Source organism: Clostridium prolinivorans, assembly GCF_004011155.1.
Lineage (GTDB): Bacteria > Bacillota > Clostridia > Clostridiales > Clostridiaceae > Clostridium_AT > Clostridium_AT prolinivorans.
Map to the genome: position 1 here is coordinate 1 of NZ_RJWG01000002.1, position 20,132 is coordinate 20,132.

The window sequence follows — 20,132 nt, forward strand, 5'->3', positions numbered from 1 at the left end:
AAGATGCTTTAAGAAAAACTGCATAAAAATTTGAGTTTTTGTGTCTACTATATTGACATAAATCCATTTTGGGCAGAATCAGAGCATGCAGACGAAAGATGTATCTTTGCAAATTGTTATGAACTTCCACAACAAGCATATAAAAAGAAAAATCAGTTTATGATTCTTCGTGATGAATTAACTAGTCTCAAACCCGATTTCTTTGAATGGTTATTTGTTTATGCCACAACAGGTACTTTAACTAATACAACAGAAAAATTCACTCCCAAACCACATCAAATTAAAATGATTTCAGAAGTATTGGATGGTTTTTCAACTGAATCGCGTGGTAAAATGCTTGCAGCTTGCGGTACCGGTAAAACCTTAACAGCTTTGTGGATAAAAGAAAAACTAAATGCAAAATACGTTCTTTTTGTTGCCCCTAATCTTGCTCTCATTAAGCAAACTCTCGAGGCCTGGATGCCTCAAGCCAATACACCTTTCACATATCTTTGTGTATGCAGTGATAATACTGTTGCTCAAGGTGCTCGTAGAGCTGAGTACGATGAACTTGAAACAGATGCAACTTATATTGGGGTTCCTGTAACTACAGATCCGGAAAAAATTGCCGAGTTCATATTATTCGATACCCCTAAAGATAAAGTAATTTTTTCAACTTATCAGTCACTAGATTCGATTGTGAGTGCACTGCAGAAGATAGAAGATTTTTATTTTGATATTGCTTTCTTCGATGAAGCTCATAGAACAGCCGGTAATAAAGATAGCAAAATGTTTGTTTTAGGTATGCATGATACTTTTATTCCTGCAAAAAAGCGCCTTTTTATGACCGCTACAGAACGATTTGTTAATCCACGTATTATAAACCGTGCTTATGAATATAATTACGAAATTTTTTCTATGGATAATTATGAGCAATATGGGCCTACCTTTACATCGTTACCTTTTAGAAGTGCTATAGAACAAGGTATAATAAGCGATTACAAAATTGTCCTTTGTTGTATGAAAGAAGGAGAATTAAAAAACATAATTGAAAATAACTTAATTTTGAATATTGGTGACAGAGAAGTAGATGCGCAAAACCTGTTTAAACAAGTACTTTTAGCTAAGACTATGAATGACATTGGAATAAGCAAAGTAATCTCTTATCATAGAGATATTGAATCTGCTAAATTATTCATTGCATCTGCTGATGGTACAAGCCTTAATGAAGTAATTGCAGGTGTTTCTGAAAATATAAGTATTTCAGACATCTATTGTGATCATATAAATGGTACTATGAGTGCAGGCACACGCAAGGAAATATTTGATGAGTTCGTAGCATCACCATATGGGGTTATATCCAATGCAAGATGTTTAACCGAAGGTGTTGATGTTCCTATTATTGATGCTGTTTATTTTGCAGATCCCAAAAATTCAATAATTGATATAATACAAGCTGTTGGTCGTTCGTTAAGAAAAGTAGAAAGTAATCCAGACAAAATATCTTATATTATTATTCCTATCATTATTGCTGATGAAGTAACGAACTTTGAAGATATTGATCCTGAAAAATTCAGTACACTTCATACAGTTATTCAAGCATTAAGAGATCAAGATCGTATACTTGCTGACTATATAGATAAACTCAACTTAAAGTTAGCAACTGGCCAAAAAATAAACGATGGTGGCGATGGAGAATCACCAATTATTATTGAAGCCACAGAGCAACTTGGAATTGATGATATTGCTGATAAGATCTTATTACGTGTTGCTGAAGTTAATAGAGACCCAGCAAATATTTCCCGTGAATTCATATTTGAGCCAAAAGCTCGTACTGCAGGTGTAGAACGTGGTCACTTTACTACTATCGGTGACTATAGCCTTGAAGCATATTTGAATTCGTGTGTTATGCCCACTTTACGAAAATATGATTCTTTTAGTATTGGACTTCCTCGTAAATCTATTGCTATTGACCACAATAATGTTTCGCATGCAGTAAAAATAGGTGCAATTATTGAAAGGGAACGAAAATTTTATGTAACTGAGATTGGACGTAAATTTTTTGATTGCGCCTCCTTTGAAGATGCTATTCCAATCTTTCAGGAGCAGCTTTTAAAGTTTTATAAACTTGCACCTATAACACGCATTCCACATTTTCCATATCGTTTTGCCCTGAAAGTATTATCGCAAGTTAAAAAGATATCAAAATTCGAGTTTGCGTATGCTTTGTTTATTGCTAAAGATTTAGGCGATCGAGGTGTTAGTGAAGCTGTTGAAAGAATCTCATATCTTCGTGAAACATATCCTCGCATAGAAACACTAAATGAAGCAAATAAAGATATTGTCTTAGCTGCACTCAATGAAAAATTTGATACAACCCTTAAGATAATAGATATTTGGTCATCTAAAACTACTTTATATAACCAATTTGTTTATTTAAAAAATCACCTTCTCATATGGCCAGGTATAATAACTCCAGGAACAAAAGACATAATTTTGCAGCCTGGAGGAGAAAAAATTATAAGTGAAATTCTGGAAAACACTAAAGAGATCGAAACATGTCCAAATGATCAATTGCTTAATAATTTTATAACATACAAAAATTGGTTATAAAATCATGCTGCCGCAGAAAAATTCTCTGTGGCAGCTTTTTCATTACTTATTTTTTTATTAATTCAACAATACTCTCTCGTAAAATATTTTTTAAATACGGATATTTCTTTAATTGCTGTGTAGATGTTCTAGCTTTTCTACATTCGGTTATACTTACAACATTAAACCCAACACTTTCCGATATATAAGCTAATAATAAATCTGTTGGTATAATTACTCCAACATAAGCTGATTGGTCAATTACTATGTATACTTTTTTGTCTTTTTCTAAACATAAGCCGCATTGTCGTATTATTTCTCTCATATCAGCAAAATATCCTTTTATCATGTTGGGTACTTTGCGCGTTCTAGAATCTTTTTTTCCTGTTTCAGATTCCTTTAATGGTATAGCTTTTTCAATCTCATCCGCAAATAAATCTATATAATAATCACATGTTTCCTGTGCCTTAACTCCAACAAATGACCTTACGGCCTGTTCCCTAAAAGTTTTTATTCCACTAATATCTTTTGAAAAGCCACCAAACACCAATTCAAGCTTATATGATTCAAAATAATCAAAAGAATTTGGATATGGTGGTGAAAAAATTATAGCACCTACTTTCTTATTAGTTTCACCATACTCGCGCATGAAAATATCATGTAAATTTATAGCAGAGCCAGTAATACATAGACCTTGTCCTAAATTCCCCTTTGAGCTTTCCTTCAAATCTTTAATGATATCTAATAATTTCTTATAGAAGAATTCTTTTACATCATTAATCTTTGTTTTTACTGTTTTCAGTCCATTTCCATCACGTCGTCTATTTGATGATGATTCAAGAATACATAAAAAAGCTGTCAGGAATATGTCCCTTATTCTTGGGTTAGATATAGTATCAATGTATTCACGTAAACTACACAGGTCATAATAGTTTTTTTCAGTAAAATATTTGCGAATATCATCAAATCTATACGTGCTTTGAGATGGTAAGTTCATTATATCTTTAGCCATATTTCTACATAAGCAAAGCTCATCGTGCGAATATTTACTCATTTTCACATTTGCAATAAAAGTTGATAATGGATTTACATCGATACCCAGGCCATTATATCCGTTTAATACAGCAACCACTGGTGTGGTACCTGATCCACTAAATGGATCTAAAATAATTTCGTCCTTTTGGGCCCCGGAATCTATAATAAGTTCTTTAATTAATTTACCTGAAAATCCTTCTCTATATCTAAACCAATTAAGAAAAGGTGTTTCAGCATTTTCCGAAAAATTTACCAAGTTATGATATCTATTTGTAAGGTCGCGAAATTTATATTTGCATTCCAAACCATAGACAAATTCTTGTAGTTCGTTATTATAATAAATTTTTTGTTGTTCAAGTATTTTCTTCACAAATTACTGCTCCTTTCGGACCCATTTTCCATCTTTATAGTCCAAGTATTTTTTAAGAACCGTATCCACATAGTCGTCAGAATATTGCTCAACCCTTAGCATTTCATCTTCATTATCAAGATGCTCGGTAATATAAGCCATCAAGACTCCTACCAATTTTGAAAAAATCTTTTGGTAAAGTTCTGTCGTTTTATACTGTTTCTTTCTCTTATATATGCTTTTTATTGTATGCTCAACAGTTATCTCAATAAGTTGTTGTAGATTATATCCATTTAAATCTGCTTTTGCTGGGTTTTCTCCTTTCCTAAATGAATATATAAAATCCCCATGGATATTACCTGCATATCTTAGGTGTGCAGTGTTTTTATATGATTCAATGAAATCTTGAAATAGGACTCCATCTTCAGGTAAGTAAAACCCAGCCCTAGCAACTGCCCTCATCATGGCAATCCAAACTTTAATATTTTTGTTGTTAAAAGTGAATACTAAATAACCACTTGGTTTCAATACCCTGTAACATTCAGTGAAAATTCTATACAACAACTCCTCATAATCCGACTCTGTTTTTGCACCTTTAACTTTAATTTTTCTATTCATTACAGCTTCTTCATCTCTAAAAATATAGCCATTTAATCCACTAAACAAACTATACCATGCATTCCAAACTGCAGATAATTCTGCGTATTGAACATTACTCCCATAGGGCGGGTCCGTTATTATTGTATCCACAGAACAGTCCGGAATTGGTATATCGGTTGAGCTTCTATTCATGACAAGGTAACTACCTTCTTGTTGTAACTCTTGAAAATCTTTTGCCTCTTTACATGTTAAAGGTAGCACTTTTTTCGAGTACTTAACTCCACTCAAAATACTTTTTGCACGTTTCTCAATAATATCTATTACGTTAGTTTCAACATATTGATTTGGTAGCCAATAGGCATGCTTATCCATAGCCGTTGGCTTACCACCTTCCCAATTATCCGTAACTCTAGTCATCTTATTTGTATATCGAAGCGATGAACTAAAAAGGAAATAAAGCATCTCATAAATATCATATGGCAACTCATTCTTCATACTAATGATATCGTTGAAAATACAACAATTTATAGCATAATTTCTATCTGTAAAAAGATCTTTATATTCAATAATTCCACGTTCTCTTAGTTTATCTTCATGTTGCCTATCCCAATCCATTGGAATAATAAAGTTCGGTATATGCTTTATCTGACTGATTATAGCATCGTAATCACGATGATTACATAGTTGTTCAAAAGAAGTTATTTCACGTACAATAAATTCTTTTTTCTTTTTTGAAAAATATCTTGCTCTTATAGGTTTACTACCAGCAGGATAACATTCAATACGCTTCAGTCCATTATGTCCTTCACATTTTTCATTTATACATGAAAACAAACCGCTGCGGATTTTTCTATCCTCTGTTAAGGCGAAAATACTTCCACATTTGGGGCATATTACTTGATATACCCATTCTATCCATTCACATACCCCTTCATCATCACCAAAGTTAACATAGTACCAATTATTGTATTTCTTTTTCTCTTGTTTAATAAAATCTGAATACACTTTTTTTAATAAATCTATGTCACCATTGAACATTTGCATTCTTGTAATAAATGTGGCTAAAGGATTAATGTCTACTCCAATCACTTTTCTTTCCAATGCTGCCGCTTCAAAAACGGTTACGCCTCCACCGCAAAAACAATCAAGTATTATATCCCCTTTGTTTGTATAATGCTTAATTAAGTTTTGAAAGACATTATATGGTCTTCGTGCAAAGTATTTATGCATTCTGTATTGTGCAGTGTGTCTTTTAGCCACAACTGCCTTTTTAATAGGTTTAACGTTTTTCATATTTATCTCCAATCTTTTCTGCAGTTTGCTTTTCTCGTATCTCAGATATTAAATCATCATTATCAAGTAAATAATCATAAACGTCAACAGGTAATTCTCCCCGTTCAGATGCGGCCAAATTGAAAAACATAACTCTATCTTCATATGAAAGATTTAACGCATCAGCTAATGCATATTGTGTTTTTTTATCTGGCGGTATTTTCTTTCCATTAATTATTTCACCAAGATATACTGCCGAAATGTTAGCATTACGCGCCAGTTTTGTGTTAGATAGTCTAGCTTCTTCTTTTTTTCTTGATAGAAAACTTGCAAAAGTTTCATCAGCCACATTATCACCTCCAAATAACTTAAAGCGTAATGATTTAAGCAGTTAGTTAATAGCTTACAGCTTATATAATACCATTAAAACTGCTACAAATCAACAACAATATAATCAATTACATCTATCCTGTTTCCTCAACATCTATAAAAAATAGCCGTTATCTAATCTGGTAACTCAACTACAAATTTTCAGGGCTATAGATATGTCCCTCAAACAATAAAAATAAGGATTTCCTGACATTGCCACATCCAGCAAAGAGGCCTGGTGAAAAACTAAATGTCTGGAAACCCTTTATTTACAAGCTTTTCAGTTCTTTATTTCTCAACCCTTGACATCAATGTTACGCACTCAACATGCACAGTATGAGGAAAAAGATCAACAAGCTTTACCTTTTGTACAGTATAATTATTATCTATAAGTATTTTTAAATCATTTATTAAACTTATCGGATTGCATGAAACATATATTATATTTTTAGGGTTAAAATCTATTACATATTTTAATGCAGTTTTATGCACTCCTGGTCTTGGTGGATCAAGTATTACTGTATCTGGTTTATCAGTTAATTTTTTTATTACTTCAGCTACATCTCCAGCTATAAATTCACAATTTTTTAAGTCATTATATTTTGCATTTTCATTGGCTGCTTTTACTGCTTCTTCTATAATTTCTACTCCTATAACTTTTTGGGCTTTAGGAGCTACTATCTGTCCAATAGTTCCAGTACCACAATAAAGATCAAAAACAGTTTTTGATTCTGAGTTTCCTAAAAAGTCTCTTACTACACTATATAATTTTTCTGCTCCTTTAGAGTTAGTTTGAAAAAATGAAAAAGGAGTTATTTTAAAATTTAATCCAAGCAAACTCTCAATTATATAATCTCTTCCATAAAGTATTTCTATTTCATCTGCAGTAACTACATCAGAAAGTGAATCATTTATTGTATGAATAATAGAAACTAAAGTACCTTTATAAACTAAGTTTGTTAATTTTTCTGTAATTTCTTTAAAATCAAAATCCATTTGAGATGTAGTAACTATATTAATAAGTATTTCTCCAGTATTTTTAGCTTTTCTTATAACTAAATTTCTTAAATATCCTTCATGTGTTAATATTTTATAATGCGAAATATTCTTTTCTCTAAAATAATTAAGTACTGTAATTAAAATTTTTCTATAGTCTTCATCTACAATCTGGCAGTTATCTACAGTAACAATACTAAAAGTTTTCCCTTTAAAATGCATTCCAAGAGAAAGCTCTCCCCCTTTTTCATAATCACCAAAAGTAAATTCCATTTTATTTCTATATTCAAATTCTTCTGGGCTTTTTTCTATGCCTAAAAATTCAAATACTTCTATTTCTGCTTCTTTAAAAAGCGCTAGTACCTGTTCTTTTTTTAAATCTAACTGATTTTCATAAGGAATGTTTTGATGACTACAGCCTCCACACTCTCCAAAATGTATACATTTGCTCGGTATTTTATAATTTACATCTTCTAGTATTTTAGAAGGTTTAGCCTCTATATAATTTTTCTTTTTTTTTATTATTTTCCCAATAATTTTTTGATTTGGCAAAGCGTTTTTTACATATATTTTTTTATCTTCTGCAAAACCTATTCCCCAGCCTGGAAATTCGGTTTTTTCAATTTTAATCTCATATTCATTGCCTTTTTTCATAAATTTATATCATCCTCTCCAAGATTTAAAATTTATTTTATAGCACAATTTATTATTTATAATTTTTAATAAATTTTTAAATAAAAAGCTTTTACTTAAGCTTATTAACTTAAGCAAAAGCTTTATTTAGAATTTTTTAATTAAAATTTTCTTTTTTTATTATATCTAATATATCTTGTATTTTTTCTACTATATAATCAGGATTATACACCATTATCTTATCTATAGGCAGAGCTGTATATTTTACTAAACATGATTTAGCTCCAGCATTTTTACCACATAAAATATCGTAATGGCTATCTCCTACCATTATTGCTTCATTTGTGGATATTTTTAACCCTTCACAAGCTTTAATTACCGGTTCTCCATCTGGTTTATGTTTAATTGTATCTTCTGGAGTTATAAAAACATCTATATAATTAAGCAAATCAAAAAGTTTCAATCCTCTTTCTGCTAAAATTTTTCTTTTAGAAGTAACTACTCCAGTTTTTATTCCTAATGTTTTAAGTTCAGATAAAGTTTCTTTAGCTCCAACTACTTCTTTTGTAAGTTCATCATGAATATTTTCATTATATTTTCTATAAGTTTCTAATAATATATGAGCATTTTCTTTATCATATCTAGACAATGTATCTAAAAGAGGTTCTCCAAAATGCATAACTATTTCATCTTTAGATGCATCTAATCCAAGATGCTTTTTTAATGTGTATTTAAAGGAATTTATTATTAAATCATTGGTATCAATAAGAGTACCATCCAAATCAAATAAAACTGCTTTTATCAATATAACCTCCTGTATTATCCAAATCTATATAACTATTTTTGTTATATATTAATTAAAATTATTAACATTCATATATAATTATCTCACAAAAGTTTTTTTATTAAATATTGCTCATTATATGTAGATGTAATAAAATTTCAGTTTCAAATCAAATTCTCTCAAAGTCTTGATATTCCTATTATTCTTCAAAACCTTCTGGGAATTCTGCGTTGTGATATACATCTTGAACGTCGTCATCATCTTCAAGAGCATCAAGCATTTTTTGTATTTTTTCGGCTGTTTCCATATCTACTGCTGTATAGGTATTTGGAATCATCTTTAATTCAGCTTCTAAAAATTTAAGACCATTACTCTCTAAAGCTTCTCTAACAGTCCCAAAATCTTCTGGACTAGTAGTAATTACATAAACTTCATCTTCTACTTCAAAATCTTCTGCACCAGCATCTAATGCCATCATCATTAATTCATCTTCATCAATTTCATCTGTTTTTTCAATAACAATTTGCCCTTTCTTTTGGAACATAAATGATACGCATCCTGTAGCACCTAAATTACCGCCATACTTTGTAAAAGCGTGTCTTATATTCCCCGCTGAACGATTTTTATTATCAGTAAGTACGTTAACTATAACTGCAACTCCACCTGGAGCATAGCCTTCATAAACTATTTCTTCATAATTAGCTCCATCCATCTCTCCAGCGCCTTTTTTTATTGCCCTATTTATAGTATCTTGCGGCATGTTATTTGCTTTAGCTTTTGCTATAACATCTCGAAGTTTATTATTTGTCTCTGGATTAGAACCAGCTTTAGCTGCCATTATAAGTTCTTTTCCTATTTTAGTGAATATTTTACCTTTTTTAGCGTCAGTTTTGCTTTTTTTTGCCTGTATATTATGCCACTTTGAATGTCCTGACATAAAAATCTCTCCTCCTAACAAAAATATATAAAATTAATATATAAACATACAAAAACATACAAAATATTATATCATATAAATTAAATTAGATACAACAAAAGAATTTTCTGAATTTTCCAAATTAATTTATGCCTTAATATTCTTCATATAATCTATTCCCTGATTTAAAATAAAATCCTTCGTTTTCTTCAGTCAAATTCACTCTGCCTGAAGTAATTTCAATTATACTATTTTTTATTTTATTTAAATCCTTAATTTCACAATATATTTTTATATTTACTTTATCTGAATAATTTATGTTTTCAATATGCCACAAATTTTGATTTAAATTATATTGTACCTTACCTAACATATCATAATCTATTTCTATATTTAATGAGCATCCTTTAACTTTTTCAACTATTCCGCTTTTTTTAATAGCTAAAGCAGCTCCTTTTGAGTAAGCTCTAACTAGTCCCCCTGCTCCAAGTAAAATTCCTCCAAAATATCTAGTTACTACTATAACTGTATCTGTAACTGAATTTTTTTTAATTACATCTAAAACCGGTATTCCTGCTGTTCCCTGAGGTTCTCCATCATCACTATATCTTTGTATTCCCATATTTTCTCCAATTACATAGGCATATACATTATGAGTAGCTTCTTTATGCTCATTTCTTATTTTATTTATAAAATTTTTTGCTTCTTCTTCGCTATATACTCTTTTAGCATGACCAATAAAAATTGACTTTTTTTCTTCAAATTCACTACTTACTTCATTTTTTATTGTAAAATAACCCAATATATCCCACCTACCTATAAAATGCTTATGTTTTATATAATTTCATATTAGATATTTAAAAAAATAATATCTTATTAAATATTACATAGATACTCCTCTGCAGCCTTTTTTAAATATTCTTTAGAAGTATTTTCATATATAAATTTAATTTTATCTATAGCTTTTTTACTTTTAATTTTATTTAAAGATTTAATAGCATAAAGAACTACTTGAGAATTTTCATCGTCAAGAGCCCTTATAAGAGGTACTTCTAAAGATGTATCCCCTATTTTCCCCATAGCTGAAACAGCCATTCTTCTTACATTTACATGCTTATGTACCATAGCTTTTTTTAATATATCTAAATTATCAATACTTTTTAATTCTCCTAATATCCAAATAGCACTTTCTTTTTCTTTAGAAACCATAGATGTATAGTTATTTTTTATATAAGAAGTAAGATTTTTTATATTTTTCTCATCTAAATATTTAAGTGCATATAATTTATCCTGTTTACCTAAATTACATAAAATTTTAAACAATTCTTGTATATCTTTACTTTTAGCCAAAAATCTATATTTTATCTTACCTTCTATTATATGTCTTTTTATTTCTTCTTTGTCAATATTTCTTATTTTACTAATAGCATCTATTGATTTACCTTCTAAAAATAAAAAATAAGTTATATCTTCAGTTGTAAAATTATCTATTTCATCCCAATTAAGCTTTATTAGTCCTTTGTTCAAATAAATCACTACCCTTTTAAAATATCGCTTATTACTTCTAATCCTTTTTCTATTTCACTATTATTTACTTTAGAAAAACCCAATCTAAAAAAATTTTCTCCTTCTTTAGCATTTTTGTAAAACAAAACACCAGGTGTTATTAATACACCTTTTTCTTTACATTCATAAAAAAGATTTATACTATTTTTTTTAACATTTCCTATGTTTTTTAAATAAAAATTAAGACCTCCACCTGGAGAAATAAAGCTTACTTTTTCCCCTAATATTTTTAAAATACTTTCTTTCATAAAATTATATCTTTCATTATAAATTATATTAAGTTTATTTATGTAATTTCTCCAAAATCCTTTTTCTATATATAGTTGTAACGCTCTTTGCATAAGGCTTGATGTAGCTATATCAGTATCTACTTTAGAATTTTGTATTTGCTCTTTAAAAATATTAGGACAAATTAAATATCCAATTCTTATTCCAGGTAAAAAAATTTTTGAAAAACTTTTTATATATATAACTCTATCGCTATCATCTAAAGCTCTAAAAGTAGAATATTTAATAGAGTTATCATAAATAAGTTCAGATAAATAATCATCTTCAATTATATAAAAATCATATTCTTTTGCAAGATTTAATATTTTAAGTTTTTTTTCCAGGCTATAACTTATTCCTGTTGGATTTTGAAAGTAACTCATAAGATAAAAACATTTTATTTTATGTTTTTTTAATATACTTATAAGTTCAGTTAAATTTGCACCATCTCTTTCCATATTTACTTCAAATATATTAGATCTTCTTCCTTTAAATACGGATAAAGCTCCACTATATGTAGGTTTTTCAACTATTATATTATCATTTATATTTATTATAGCTTTTGATACTATATCAATTCCTTGCTGTGCTCCTGAAACTATAAGTATATTATCAATATCAAGCTTTTCATTCCAAAAATATTTATTTATACTTTCTCTAAGCCCACTAAAACCCAGTATTTCTTGATATGCAAGAGCATTAGATCCATCTCTATCTAAAACTTCATTTAACACCTCTTTAAAAGTTTCAACTGGGAAAAAATCACTGCACGCATTTTCCCCAGTAAAATCAATAAAACTTTTAAATCCACCTGCCGATAATTTTTTAAATGTTTCTGAATAATCTTTTTTAAAAGTTTTATTTATATCTCTTTTTTTTGCATAAGTTCCGCTTCCAAGTTTTAAAACCGCATAACCTTCCATCTGTAATCTTTTATAAGCATTTATGATTGTATCATTATTTACATTTAAAAACTTTGAAAATTTTCTTATGGAAGGTAATTTTTCACCATCTTCTATTTCATTTGAATCTATTAATTTTTTAATATGTCTGGATATCTGTATATATTTAGGTATATCTCCTTCATAAAATTTTAATTTATATTTTTCCATTTAATCACCTTTAAATTATTTATTATTATTTATTAAAATTTAAGCTACTAGCATAAATTTTAATTACACTAGTAGCTTTTATTTTATATAAAATATACATTCTCTTTAAACAAAACTTTCCCATCTTCTGTTTTAAAATCTCTACTATCTTTTTTAATAAGTTTTTTCTCCCAAAGCTTATTTAATATATCTTCAACAGCTATATCATAACTTTCAAAAAGCTTATCATTTTTTATGTCTTCTGTACTTAAAAATTGATCTTTTTGCTTCATATAATTTATTAAAATAGAAGCGGTGTTTCTAATAGTCTCATCAATTTTATCTTCGATATAATTTATAGTATTTATAATAGCTTTACAGGGATCTTGACTATGAAAAAATAATTCATCTACACATTTTTTAAAATTATCATCTAAATTCATAGCCATAGTTATTGCATCTTTACTTATCATATAACCTGAATAATTTATAAAAAGTTTAGCATAGTTTAAAGTGCATTCTATCGCAGCACTATAAGCTGTATAAATTCCATCGTTTGAAAGATATTTTTTACATACATCTATAGATTTTAATACTTTCCCAAGATAAACCATATTCCATCTTTCTCTATCTAAATCAGGATAATATCTTCCGCTATCATATTTTATAGTTATATCCATATCCTTTGAAAAAACAAGTCTGGAGGAAGCAAACATTCTATGCATAAATCCTCCTTTTAAATCTTCTTCATAAAGCTGAATAAATTTATCTTTACTCATAAGTTTAATGTGTACAGGAACGTCTTTTTCTTCTGTATATATATTTTTTATATTAGGCATTTTATTATCTAATATAACAAACAAATCAATATCAGATTCATCCCACAAATCACCTGTAACCATACTTCCAAAAACCATTACCGCTAATACTGATTCATTAGCTTTAAGTCTATCTATTATGCTATTAAAAGCCTTTTGGTATTGCAAAATAGTTCTTTCCACTAAAATCCCCTCCTTTATATAATAAAACTTATATTTTATTATAATATAAGTTTGCATAAAAACAAATAGTATAATTATAAATTATTCAAAATTCAGAAATTTAATATTTATTCATTTATATATTAATTTTTAACTTTAATATAGCTCTTTAGTAGAATAGTGCTAATTTATGTTAATGAATAAAATATATTATAAAATATATTTCTTGTTAATATCCTTATATTAGTAAATTATATTTAGTTTTAACTTTATGTATCTATATTAATGCATTTTTATATAATATTTACACTTAAAATATATAATAATTATACTATAAAAAGTATTTTTATTAAAAATTACTTACTATATGCCAATAACTTATCCTTCTAAAATTTTTTCGAATAGTAAATTTTTTACTATATATTTTATATAGATTATTAGGTTTAATAATATTATTTTTTTATTAAATATTTTTTGCATTTATTGTAAATTTCTTCATCAACATCTGCAAATATACAAGTTCCATTCTCGTTATATTCTTGTTTATAAACATTAGCATTTCTATAAAGGAAGGCTGCTATAGATTGTTCTGTATAAGGTATTAAAAATTCTGCTTTTATTAAAATCTTAGGAAGATTTTTAGAAATTTCATCTAAAAGAGTATCAATATTTATATTTTCTTTAGCTGATACCTCTATAATATTCATGTCTTTATAATTTTCTTTTATATTTTTTATATTTTCTTCAATTGCTTTATCTATTTTATTTAGTACCAATATAGTTGGCTTATTTATAGCGTTAAGCTCTTTAAGTACTAAGTTTACAGCTTCAATCTGCTTTAGAGCTTCATTAGATGAACTATCTACTACATGAAGTAAAAGATCTGAATTTATAACTTCCTCTAAAGTAGATTTAAAGGCTTCAATTAAATCATGAGGTAATTTTCTTATAAAACCTACTGTATCACTTAAAGTTATAAGTCTATTATCTTTAAGAAGCACAGCTCTAGTTGTTATATCCAGCGTTGCAAATAACATATCTGCCTCAAAAACTTTTTCTTTTAAAGGAAAATCTTTAGGCATAGCTATATCACAAATTTTATTTCGTAATGTAGACTTCCCCGCATTAGTATATCCAACTAAAGATACCTTTGGAATATCATTTCTTCTTTCTCTTTGTGTTTCCCTATGTTTTTTTGTTTTTTCAAGTTCTCTATTAAGATCGTATATTCTTTCTTTTATATGCCTTCTATCTGTTTCAAGTTTCTTTTCGCCAGGTCCTCTTGTACCAATACCTCCACCTGTTCTTGAAAGTACTGTACCTAATCCTGTAAGCCTTGGAAGCCTGTATTTTAATTGTGCAAGTTCAACTTGTATTTTAGCTTCTTTGCTTTTAGCTCTTCTTGCAAATATATCTAATATAAGAGTTGTTCTATCAATTACCTTAGTTCCTATAATATCTTCAAGATTTCTAACTTGAGATCCACTAAGTTCGTCATCAAAAATTATTACATTTGCTTTTAAAGCTTGACGTAACATTGAAATTTCTTCTACTTTTCCTTTTCCTATATAAAAAGCAGAATCTATTTTATTTCTTTTTTGAAAAACTTTATATATAGGATTTACATTGCAAGCTTTAGCAAGTTCCTCAAGTTCATCTAAACTTTCTTCACTTTCTACTCCTACTAATAAAGCTCTTTCTGTTTTATCTTCTAAAACTTCATAATTTTTTAGTATAGATTCTATATATTGTATTTTATCTAAAAAGTTAAAATTTATAGCTTCTTTTAAAGATAATGGCCCTACTATTTCTTCTGTTAGTGTGTTATTTTGCACACAGCAAAAACCTATACTCACTTCTAAACATTTACCATCTTTTTCTGATAAAGCTGCAATACAATCTAGTTTAAGTTTTAAAAGAGCTGATAAATCTAAAGCTGAAAGTTTTGAACTTCCATTGGGATGAGTATGTATTATTCTTATGCCTGAAAGTTTTTTTTCATTTATATCTATTACAGGCATTTCAACAGTAGAACTATCTCCTATGGCTATATTTATAATTTTTCCTTTTCTATCTATAGCTATACTTATTTCTCTATTTATTTTATTTGTTATATCGCAAATTATAGTAGAAATCTCTTCAGTAAAAAGTTCATCTTTATAAATATTAATATCATATAATTTTTCTAATTTTTCTAATAATGAATTTTTAATTCCTTCTATATTCCCATATATCATTATATCACTCCGTTTATTAATTTCAAAAATATTCCTCTACTTGACAACTTTCATATAATTTTATACTATAAAAACAATCTTGTAAATATCTATTAATTTGGAGGATTGCAATGGAAAATAAAAAAAGAAATATACTTATAACTAAAGAGGAAATTGAAAAAAGAGTATCAGAAGTCGGCCATGAAATTACTAAAAATTATCAGGGCAAAAACTTATATGTGCTTTCTTTATTAAGAGGTAGTTTTATTTTCACAGCTGATTTAGTAAGGCATATAGATGTACCTGTTAAAATTGGATTTATGACTACATCTAGCTATGGTAATAGCGAAGAAACTTCAGGCGTTGTAAATATAGTAAATGATGTACCTGATAATATTGAAGGGTATGATGTTTTAGTTGTAGATGATATAATTGATAGTGGTATTACAATGAAATTTGTTATGGATCATGTAAAATCATTAGGAGCAAAATCTGTTAAAAGTTGTGTATTCCTTGATAAACCAGAAAGAAGAAAAGTAGATTTAAATCCAGATTTCTGCTGCTTTAAAATTCCTAATGTTTTTGTTGTAGGATATGGATTAAATTATGGAGATCATTATAGAAATATTCCTTATGTATTTAACTGGGAAGAAAATTAATGTTATAAATGTTATACAAATAATAATATTTTTAAAATATAAATACTTTAAAAATATTGAAAAGCCATACATAAAATTAAGATATATTCTATTTCTTTTTTATGCATGGCTTTTATTTATAAAATTATATAAATAATATTATTATATAATATGGCTTTTAATAAAGTTTATTTTATAATCAAGTTTTTTAATTTTTATATGTATTATCTAGTTTATAAGAAGCATCATTTAAATCTAGATCTATAAATGTATTTGGTATTTTACCAACTATTATAGTTTCAGCTATAGGTACTTCTCTTTTAACTTCAATTTCGTTATTTTTAGTTGGAATTATTACTCTTACCCTTGCAGAAACTTGAACATATATTTTATGTCTTGTTTGATTTATTCCAGCACTTTCAAATTCCGATTGATATTTAGTTTCTATATATCCTATAGGTTCCATAATAACTGGTACTTTAGGCCCCATTTGTGCCAAAATATTATTTTTAAATATATATCCTATGGGAATTTTTATTCCTGTCTCTCCCATTTTTTTTAACTCATTTTGAGAACTTATAGATATATCTGTTGCTATTTTATTCATTTTTAAAGTATCTGCTTTAAGGAAAACTATATTCCCATCTTTATCTTTTTCAATATGTATTATATCATCATAATTAAATTCTTTAGAACATTCATTTAATATAGCATTGTTTATTATTTCCATAGATTTAAATCTCATTTGAGCATCTGCAACTACCATTATTGTTGGAGTTATTATTTTATCTAAAGCATATATAAATATATTAAAGCTCATAAGTATACTTATAAATATCAATATAATTTTTACTTTATTTTTTTTCTTTATAATATCACCTTCTTTTTAATGTAAAATTTACTTTTTCAGCCTATAACTAAATTTCTTAATTATGCTCATCTCTATTGTATAAATTTTAAAAGTTTAATATAGAGCTATTTAATAAAATAATAATATTTATTAAATAATATTAAATGAAATATTTATTTCTTATATTACTTATATTTAGTTATTTAGTTTTCATTATTGATATCTATAATATAATTTATTTAAACTTATTCAATTTTAATACTTAAATCTGAATAAATTTTTTATTTTTGTAAATATTGGTAGTGTACATATTTATTTTTTATATACAAAAATACTTAATTTCTATAGATTTATATATTTTTTATATTATGATATAATAATGAAAGGTTGTCTATATTATTATTTGGACAGGTTTTCAAGGAGGATTAATATATGCAAGAAGAAAAAAAATCTAATAATACTAAGAAAGCTAAAAAAAAGACTTTAAAGATATTAAAAAATATACTTATTTCTCTTTTAATTATTTTTATTTTATGTGGTGTAGCAGGTGCTGGTGTAATATTTGCTATTATTAAAACTTCCCCACCTTTAGATGTTGATACTATTTTAACTTTAAGTGAGCCTTCTTCTGTATATGATAGTGATGGAAATTACATTGACGATGTTGCAAGTTCTGAAAAAAGAGATGTAGTTTCTATTAAAGATGTTTCGAAAGATTTAGTTAATGCTTTCATTAGCATAGAAGATGAAAGGTTTTATAGTCATAAAGGAGTAGACTATAAAAGAGTTTTAGGAGTTGTATATATTGATATATTAAATAAGTTAAAAGGAAAAAATCAAATGCAGGGAGCTTCTACTATAACTCAACAGCTTGTTAGAAATGCTCTTCTTACTACCCGTGAAAAAGAATCTACTTTTTTAGATACTTTTACAAGAAAAATCAGAGAAATGTATTTATCTATAGAACTAGAAAAAAAATATTTAAGTAAAGAACAAATTCTAGAGGCTTATATGAATACAGTTCCTTTTGGAGGCATAATTCATGGGGTTGAAGCTGCATCTAAATACTATTTTAATAAATCCGCAAAAGATTTAACTTTAGTTCAGGCAGCTTACATAGCTGGACTTCCTCAAGCTCCTGGAATATATAATGCATTTTTAGAATCTGCACAAAAAAATCCTACTCCTTATTTAAATAGGACTAAAACTGTATTAAGTATGATGTTAAAAAATAATTATATATCACAAGAACAATATAATGAGGCTATATCTCAAGTAACTGTAGAAGGTTTAAAATTTAATAAATCTTCTTCTATAAATAATAATAGATTAGCTTATGAATGGTTTGTCTTACCCGCTTTAGAGCAAGTAAAAAGAGATTTAAAAGCACAATATAAGTATACTGATGAAGAAGTTAATAATTTATTGTCATATGGAGGTCTTAAAATATATACTACTATGGATAGATCTCTCCAAGATGCTGCTCAATCTATTATAGATGATAGCTCAAATTATGGAAGTGTTAAAACTAAACTTTTAACTAATGACAAAATTATGGATCCTCAAGCTTCTGCCGTTGTAATGGATTATCGTACTGGAGAAGTTAAAGCCTTAATTGGCGGAAGAGGTAAACAACCTGCAAGATCTTTTAATAGGGCAGCTTTTAACGGTTCAAAAGAATTTTTAAAGCCTGTAGGTTCTAATATAAAACCTCTTACAGTTTATGCGCCTGCTATAGATTCAAAACAAGCTACAGCTGCTACTGTTGTAGAAGATTCTCCTATTGGAAGTGATATAAGGAAACAATGGCCTGGATGGGAGCCTAAAAATGCTAATTTAAAATATAAAGGATATGTTACTTTAAGAGAAGCATTAAAAGAGTCAATAAATTTAGTAGCTGTAAAACAAGAATTTGCAATAGGTCTTCAAACGGGTATATCTTATGGAGAAAAATTTGGTTTAACATTTAATTCCGATGATAAGGCTAGTCTTGCTTCACTTGCTTTAGGCGAAATGAATGATGGTGAAAATACACTAACTATGGCAGCTGCTTTTGGTACTTTTGGTAACAATGGTATATATACTGAACCAAGATTATATACAAAAGTTATAGATAGACGAGGAGCTGTTATATTAGAAAGTAAATTATCAACTCGAAAAGTACTTAGTCCTCAAAGTGCATATATTATGTATGACATGTTGAAAGGTCCTGTAAGTCCTGGAGGTACTGGAACTAATGCAAAATTTGGTTCTATGCCTGTAGCAGGTAAAACTGGTACTACAGGAGAAAGAATGGAATTATGGTTTAGTGGATTAACTCCTTATTATTCAGGATCTATTTGGATAGGTCATGATAAACCTGAATCGTTTCCTTCTAAAGGTATAGGAAGTAATACTGCCGCTGCTATGTGGGGTAAAATAATGAAGGCTGCTCATAAAGATTTAGCAGTAAAAGATATACAAATGCCTTCTGGTATAGTTTCAAGACAAGTTTGCAAAGAATCTGGAAAAGTTCCTACTGATCTTTGCTATAAAGACCCTAGAGGCAGTCAAGTATATACAGAAATTTTTATAGCTGGTACTCAGCCAACTGCACTTTGTGATATTCATGTAGAAGCGCAAATTAATAAATCAAATGGTAAAATTGCAAATGAATTTACTCCAGCAGAACTTTTAGAAAAAAGAATATTTATAAAAAGAGATCATAAATCATCAAAAACTCTTGAAGATAGCGCTTATGTACTTCCTACTGAAATAGATGATACTAAACCTGCTCCAGCACCAGTAGTACCAGAACCTACCCCTAATCCTGTACCTACATCACCAGAGCAGGAACAACCTAATAATCAAGAGAAAAGTGATACTCAAGATACAAAAAATAATAGTAATATAAACTCAAATTCAAATACAAATTCAAATTCAAATTCAAATTCAAACGCAGAAACTAAACCAGATCAACCTCAAAATGATTTACAAAATAGTAATACACAATAAAAAAA

The 20,132-nt window shown here is 28.0% G+C and carries 15 protein-coding genes; 3 read left to right on the top strand and 12 right to left on the bottom strand.

The window, feature by feature from the left end:
• The first annotated feature begins 30 nt into the window (after positions 1 to 30).
• Positions 31 to 2,592, top strand: a complete 2,562-nt coding sequence (locus EGD97_RS02740; RefSeq protein ID WP_127836449.1) for an AlwI family type II restriction endonuclease — start codon at positions 31 to 33, stop codon at positions 2,590 to 2,592.
• 46 nt (positions 2,593 to 2,638) lie between these two features.
• On the opposite strand, the gene EGD97_RS02745 is transcribed toward EGD97_RS02740, so the two are convergent.
• From EGD97_RS02745 to hflX, 11 genes are all read right to left on the bottom strand, one after another.
• Entirely contained in the window at positions 2,639 to 3,862 is a 1,224-nt protein-coding gene (locus EGD97_RS02745) for a DNA methyltransferase (RefSeq protein ID WP_164850145.1), read from the bottom strand.
• A gap of 117 nt (positions 3,863 to 3,979) precedes the next feature.
• On the bottom strand, positions 3,980 to 5,848 hold the full coding sequence (locus EGD97_RS02750) for a DNA methyltransferase (protein ID WP_127836451.1): 1,869 nt from the start codon (positions 5,846 to 5,848) through the stop codon (positions 3,980 to 3,982).
• The gene (locus EGD97_RS02755) at positions 5,835 to 6,176 is read right to left on the bottom strand and encodes a helix-turn-helix domain-containing protein (protein WP_164850146.1); all 342 of its coding nucleotides are present in this window, start codon (positions 6,174 to 6,176) and stop codon (positions 5,835 to 5,837) included. Before EGD97_RS02755 ends, EGD97_RS02750 begins: the two co-directional genes overlap by 14 nt.
• 308 nt (positions 6,177 to 6,484) lie before the next feature.
• The gene (gene rlmD, locus EGD97_RS02760) at positions 6,485 to 7,846 is read right to left on the bottom strand and encodes a 23S rRNA (uracil(1939)-C(5))-methyltransferase RlmD (protein ID WP_127836453.1); all 1,362 of its coding nucleotides are present in this window, start codon (positions 7,844 to 7,846) and stop codon (positions 6,485 to 6,487) included.
• A gap of 136 nt (positions 7,847 to 7,982) precedes the next feature.
• Positions 7,983 to 8,630, bottom strand: a complete 648-nt coding sequence (ppaX, locus tag EGD97_RS02765) for a pyrophosphatase PpaX (protein ID WP_078682906.1) — start codon at positions 8,628 to 8,630, stop codon at positions 7,983 to 7,985.
• 178 nt (positions 8,631 to 8,808) lie between these two features.
• The gene (locus tag EGD97_RS02770) at positions 8,809 to 9,546 is read right to left on the bottom strand and encodes a YebC/PmpR family DNA-binding transcriptional regulator (RefSeq protein WP_078682905.1); all 738 of its coding nucleotides are present in this window, start codon (positions 9,544 to 9,546) and stop codon (positions 8,809 to 8,811) included.
• 133 nt (positions 9,547 to 9,679) lie between these two features.
• Positions 9,680 to 10,327, bottom strand: a complete 648-nt coding sequence (locus EGD97_RS02775) for a YigZ family protein (protein WP_127836454.1) — start codon at positions 10,325 to 10,327, stop codon at positions 9,680 to 9,682.
• A 74-nt stretch (positions 10,328 to 10,401) separates the two neighbouring features.
• Positions 10,402 to 11,052, bottom strand: coding sequence for a HEAT repeat domain-containing protein (locus tag EGD97_RS02780; protein ID WP_078682903.1), 651 nt, complete (start codon positions 11,050 to 11,052; stop codon positions 10,402 to 10,404).
• A gap of 8 nt (positions 11,053 to 11,060) precedes the next feature.
• Positions 11,061 to 12,470 carry an aminotransferase-like domain-containing protein gene (locus tag EGD97_RS02785; RefSeq protein ID WP_078682902.1) on the bottom strand — a complete coding sequence of 470 codons (1,410 nt, stop codon included), beginning with the start codon at positions 12,468 to 12,470 and terminating at the stop codon, positions 11,061 to 11,063.
• 83 nt (positions 12,471 to 12,553) lie between these two features.
• Positions 12,554 to 13,450 carry a nucleotidyltransferase domain-containing protein gene (locus tag EGD97_RS02790; protein ID WP_078682901.1) on the bottom strand — a complete coding sequence of 299 codons (897 nt, stop codon included), beginning with the start codon at positions 13,448 to 13,450 and terminating at the stop codon, positions 12,554 to 12,556.
• A gap of 431 nt (positions 13,451 to 13,881) precedes the next feature.
• Positions 13,882 to 15,666 (bottom strand): GTPase HflX, encoded by a 1,785-nt coding sequence (gene hflX, locus EGD97_RS02795; protein ID WP_078682900.1) that lies wholly within the window; start codon positions 15,664 to 15,666, stop codon positions 13,882 to 13,884.
• Between the two features lie 110 nt (positions 15,667 to 15,776).
• On the opposite strand from hflX, the gene hpt reads away from it, so the two are divergent.
• Positions 15,777 to 16,304 (top strand): hypoxanthine phosphoribosyltransferase, encoded by a 528-nt coding sequence (gene hpt, locus EGD97_RS02800; RefSeq protein ID WP_127836455.1) that lies wholly within the window; start codon positions 15,777 to 15,779, stop codon positions 16,302 to 16,304.
• A gap of 187 nt (positions 16,305 to 16,491) precedes the next feature.
• On the opposite strand, the gene yunB is transcribed toward hpt, so the two are convergent.
• Positions 16,492 to 17,154, bottom strand: coding sequence for a sporulation protein YunB (yunB, locus tag EGD97_RS02805; protein ID WP_078682898.1), 663 nt, complete (start codon positions 17,152 to 17,154; stop codon positions 16,492 to 16,494).
• A gap of 411 nt (positions 17,155 to 17,565) precedes the next feature.
• Between yunB and EGD97_RS02810 the strand changes: the two genes are divergently transcribed.
• On the top strand, positions 17,566 to 20,127 hold the full coding sequence (locus EGD97_RS02810) for a transglycosylase domain-containing protein (protein WP_127836456.1): 2,562 nt from the start codon (positions 17,566 to 17,568) through the stop codon (positions 20,125 to 20,127).
• The last annotated feature ends 5 nt before the right edge of the window (positions 20,128 to 20,132 follow it).

What these genes read in the sequence shown, in the direction of transcription:
- EGD97_RS02750 (WP_127836451.1), bottom strand. Translation starts at nt 5,848, where the DNA reads ATGAAAAACGTTAAACCTATTAAAAAGGCAGTTGTGGCTAAAAGACAC.
- rlmD (WP_127836453.1), bottom strand. Translation starts at nt 7,846, where the DNA reads ATGAAAAAAGGCAATGAATATGAGATTAAAATTGAAAAAACCGAATTT.
- EGD97_RS02770 (WP_078682905.1), bottom strand. Translation starts at nt 9,546, where the DNA reads ATGTCAGGACATTCAAAGTGGCATAATATACAGGCAAAAAAAAGCAAA.
- EGD97_RS02785 (WP_078682902.1), bottom strand. Translation starts at nt 12,470, where the DNA reads ATGGAAAAATATAAATTAAAATTTTATGAAGGAGATATACCTAAATAT.
- hflX (WP_078682900.1), bottom strand. Translation starts at nt 15,666, where the DNA reads ATGATATATGGGAATATAGAAGGAATTAAAAATTCATTATTAGAAAAA.
- hpt (WP_127836455.1), top strand. Translation starts at nt 15,777, where the DNA reads ATGGAAAATAAAAAAAGAAATATACTTATAACTAAAGAGGAAATTGAA.
- EGD97_RS02810 (WP_127836456.1), top strand. Translation starts at nt 17,566, where the DNA reads ATGCAAGAAGAAAAAAAATCTAATAATACTAAGAAAGCTAAAAAAAAG.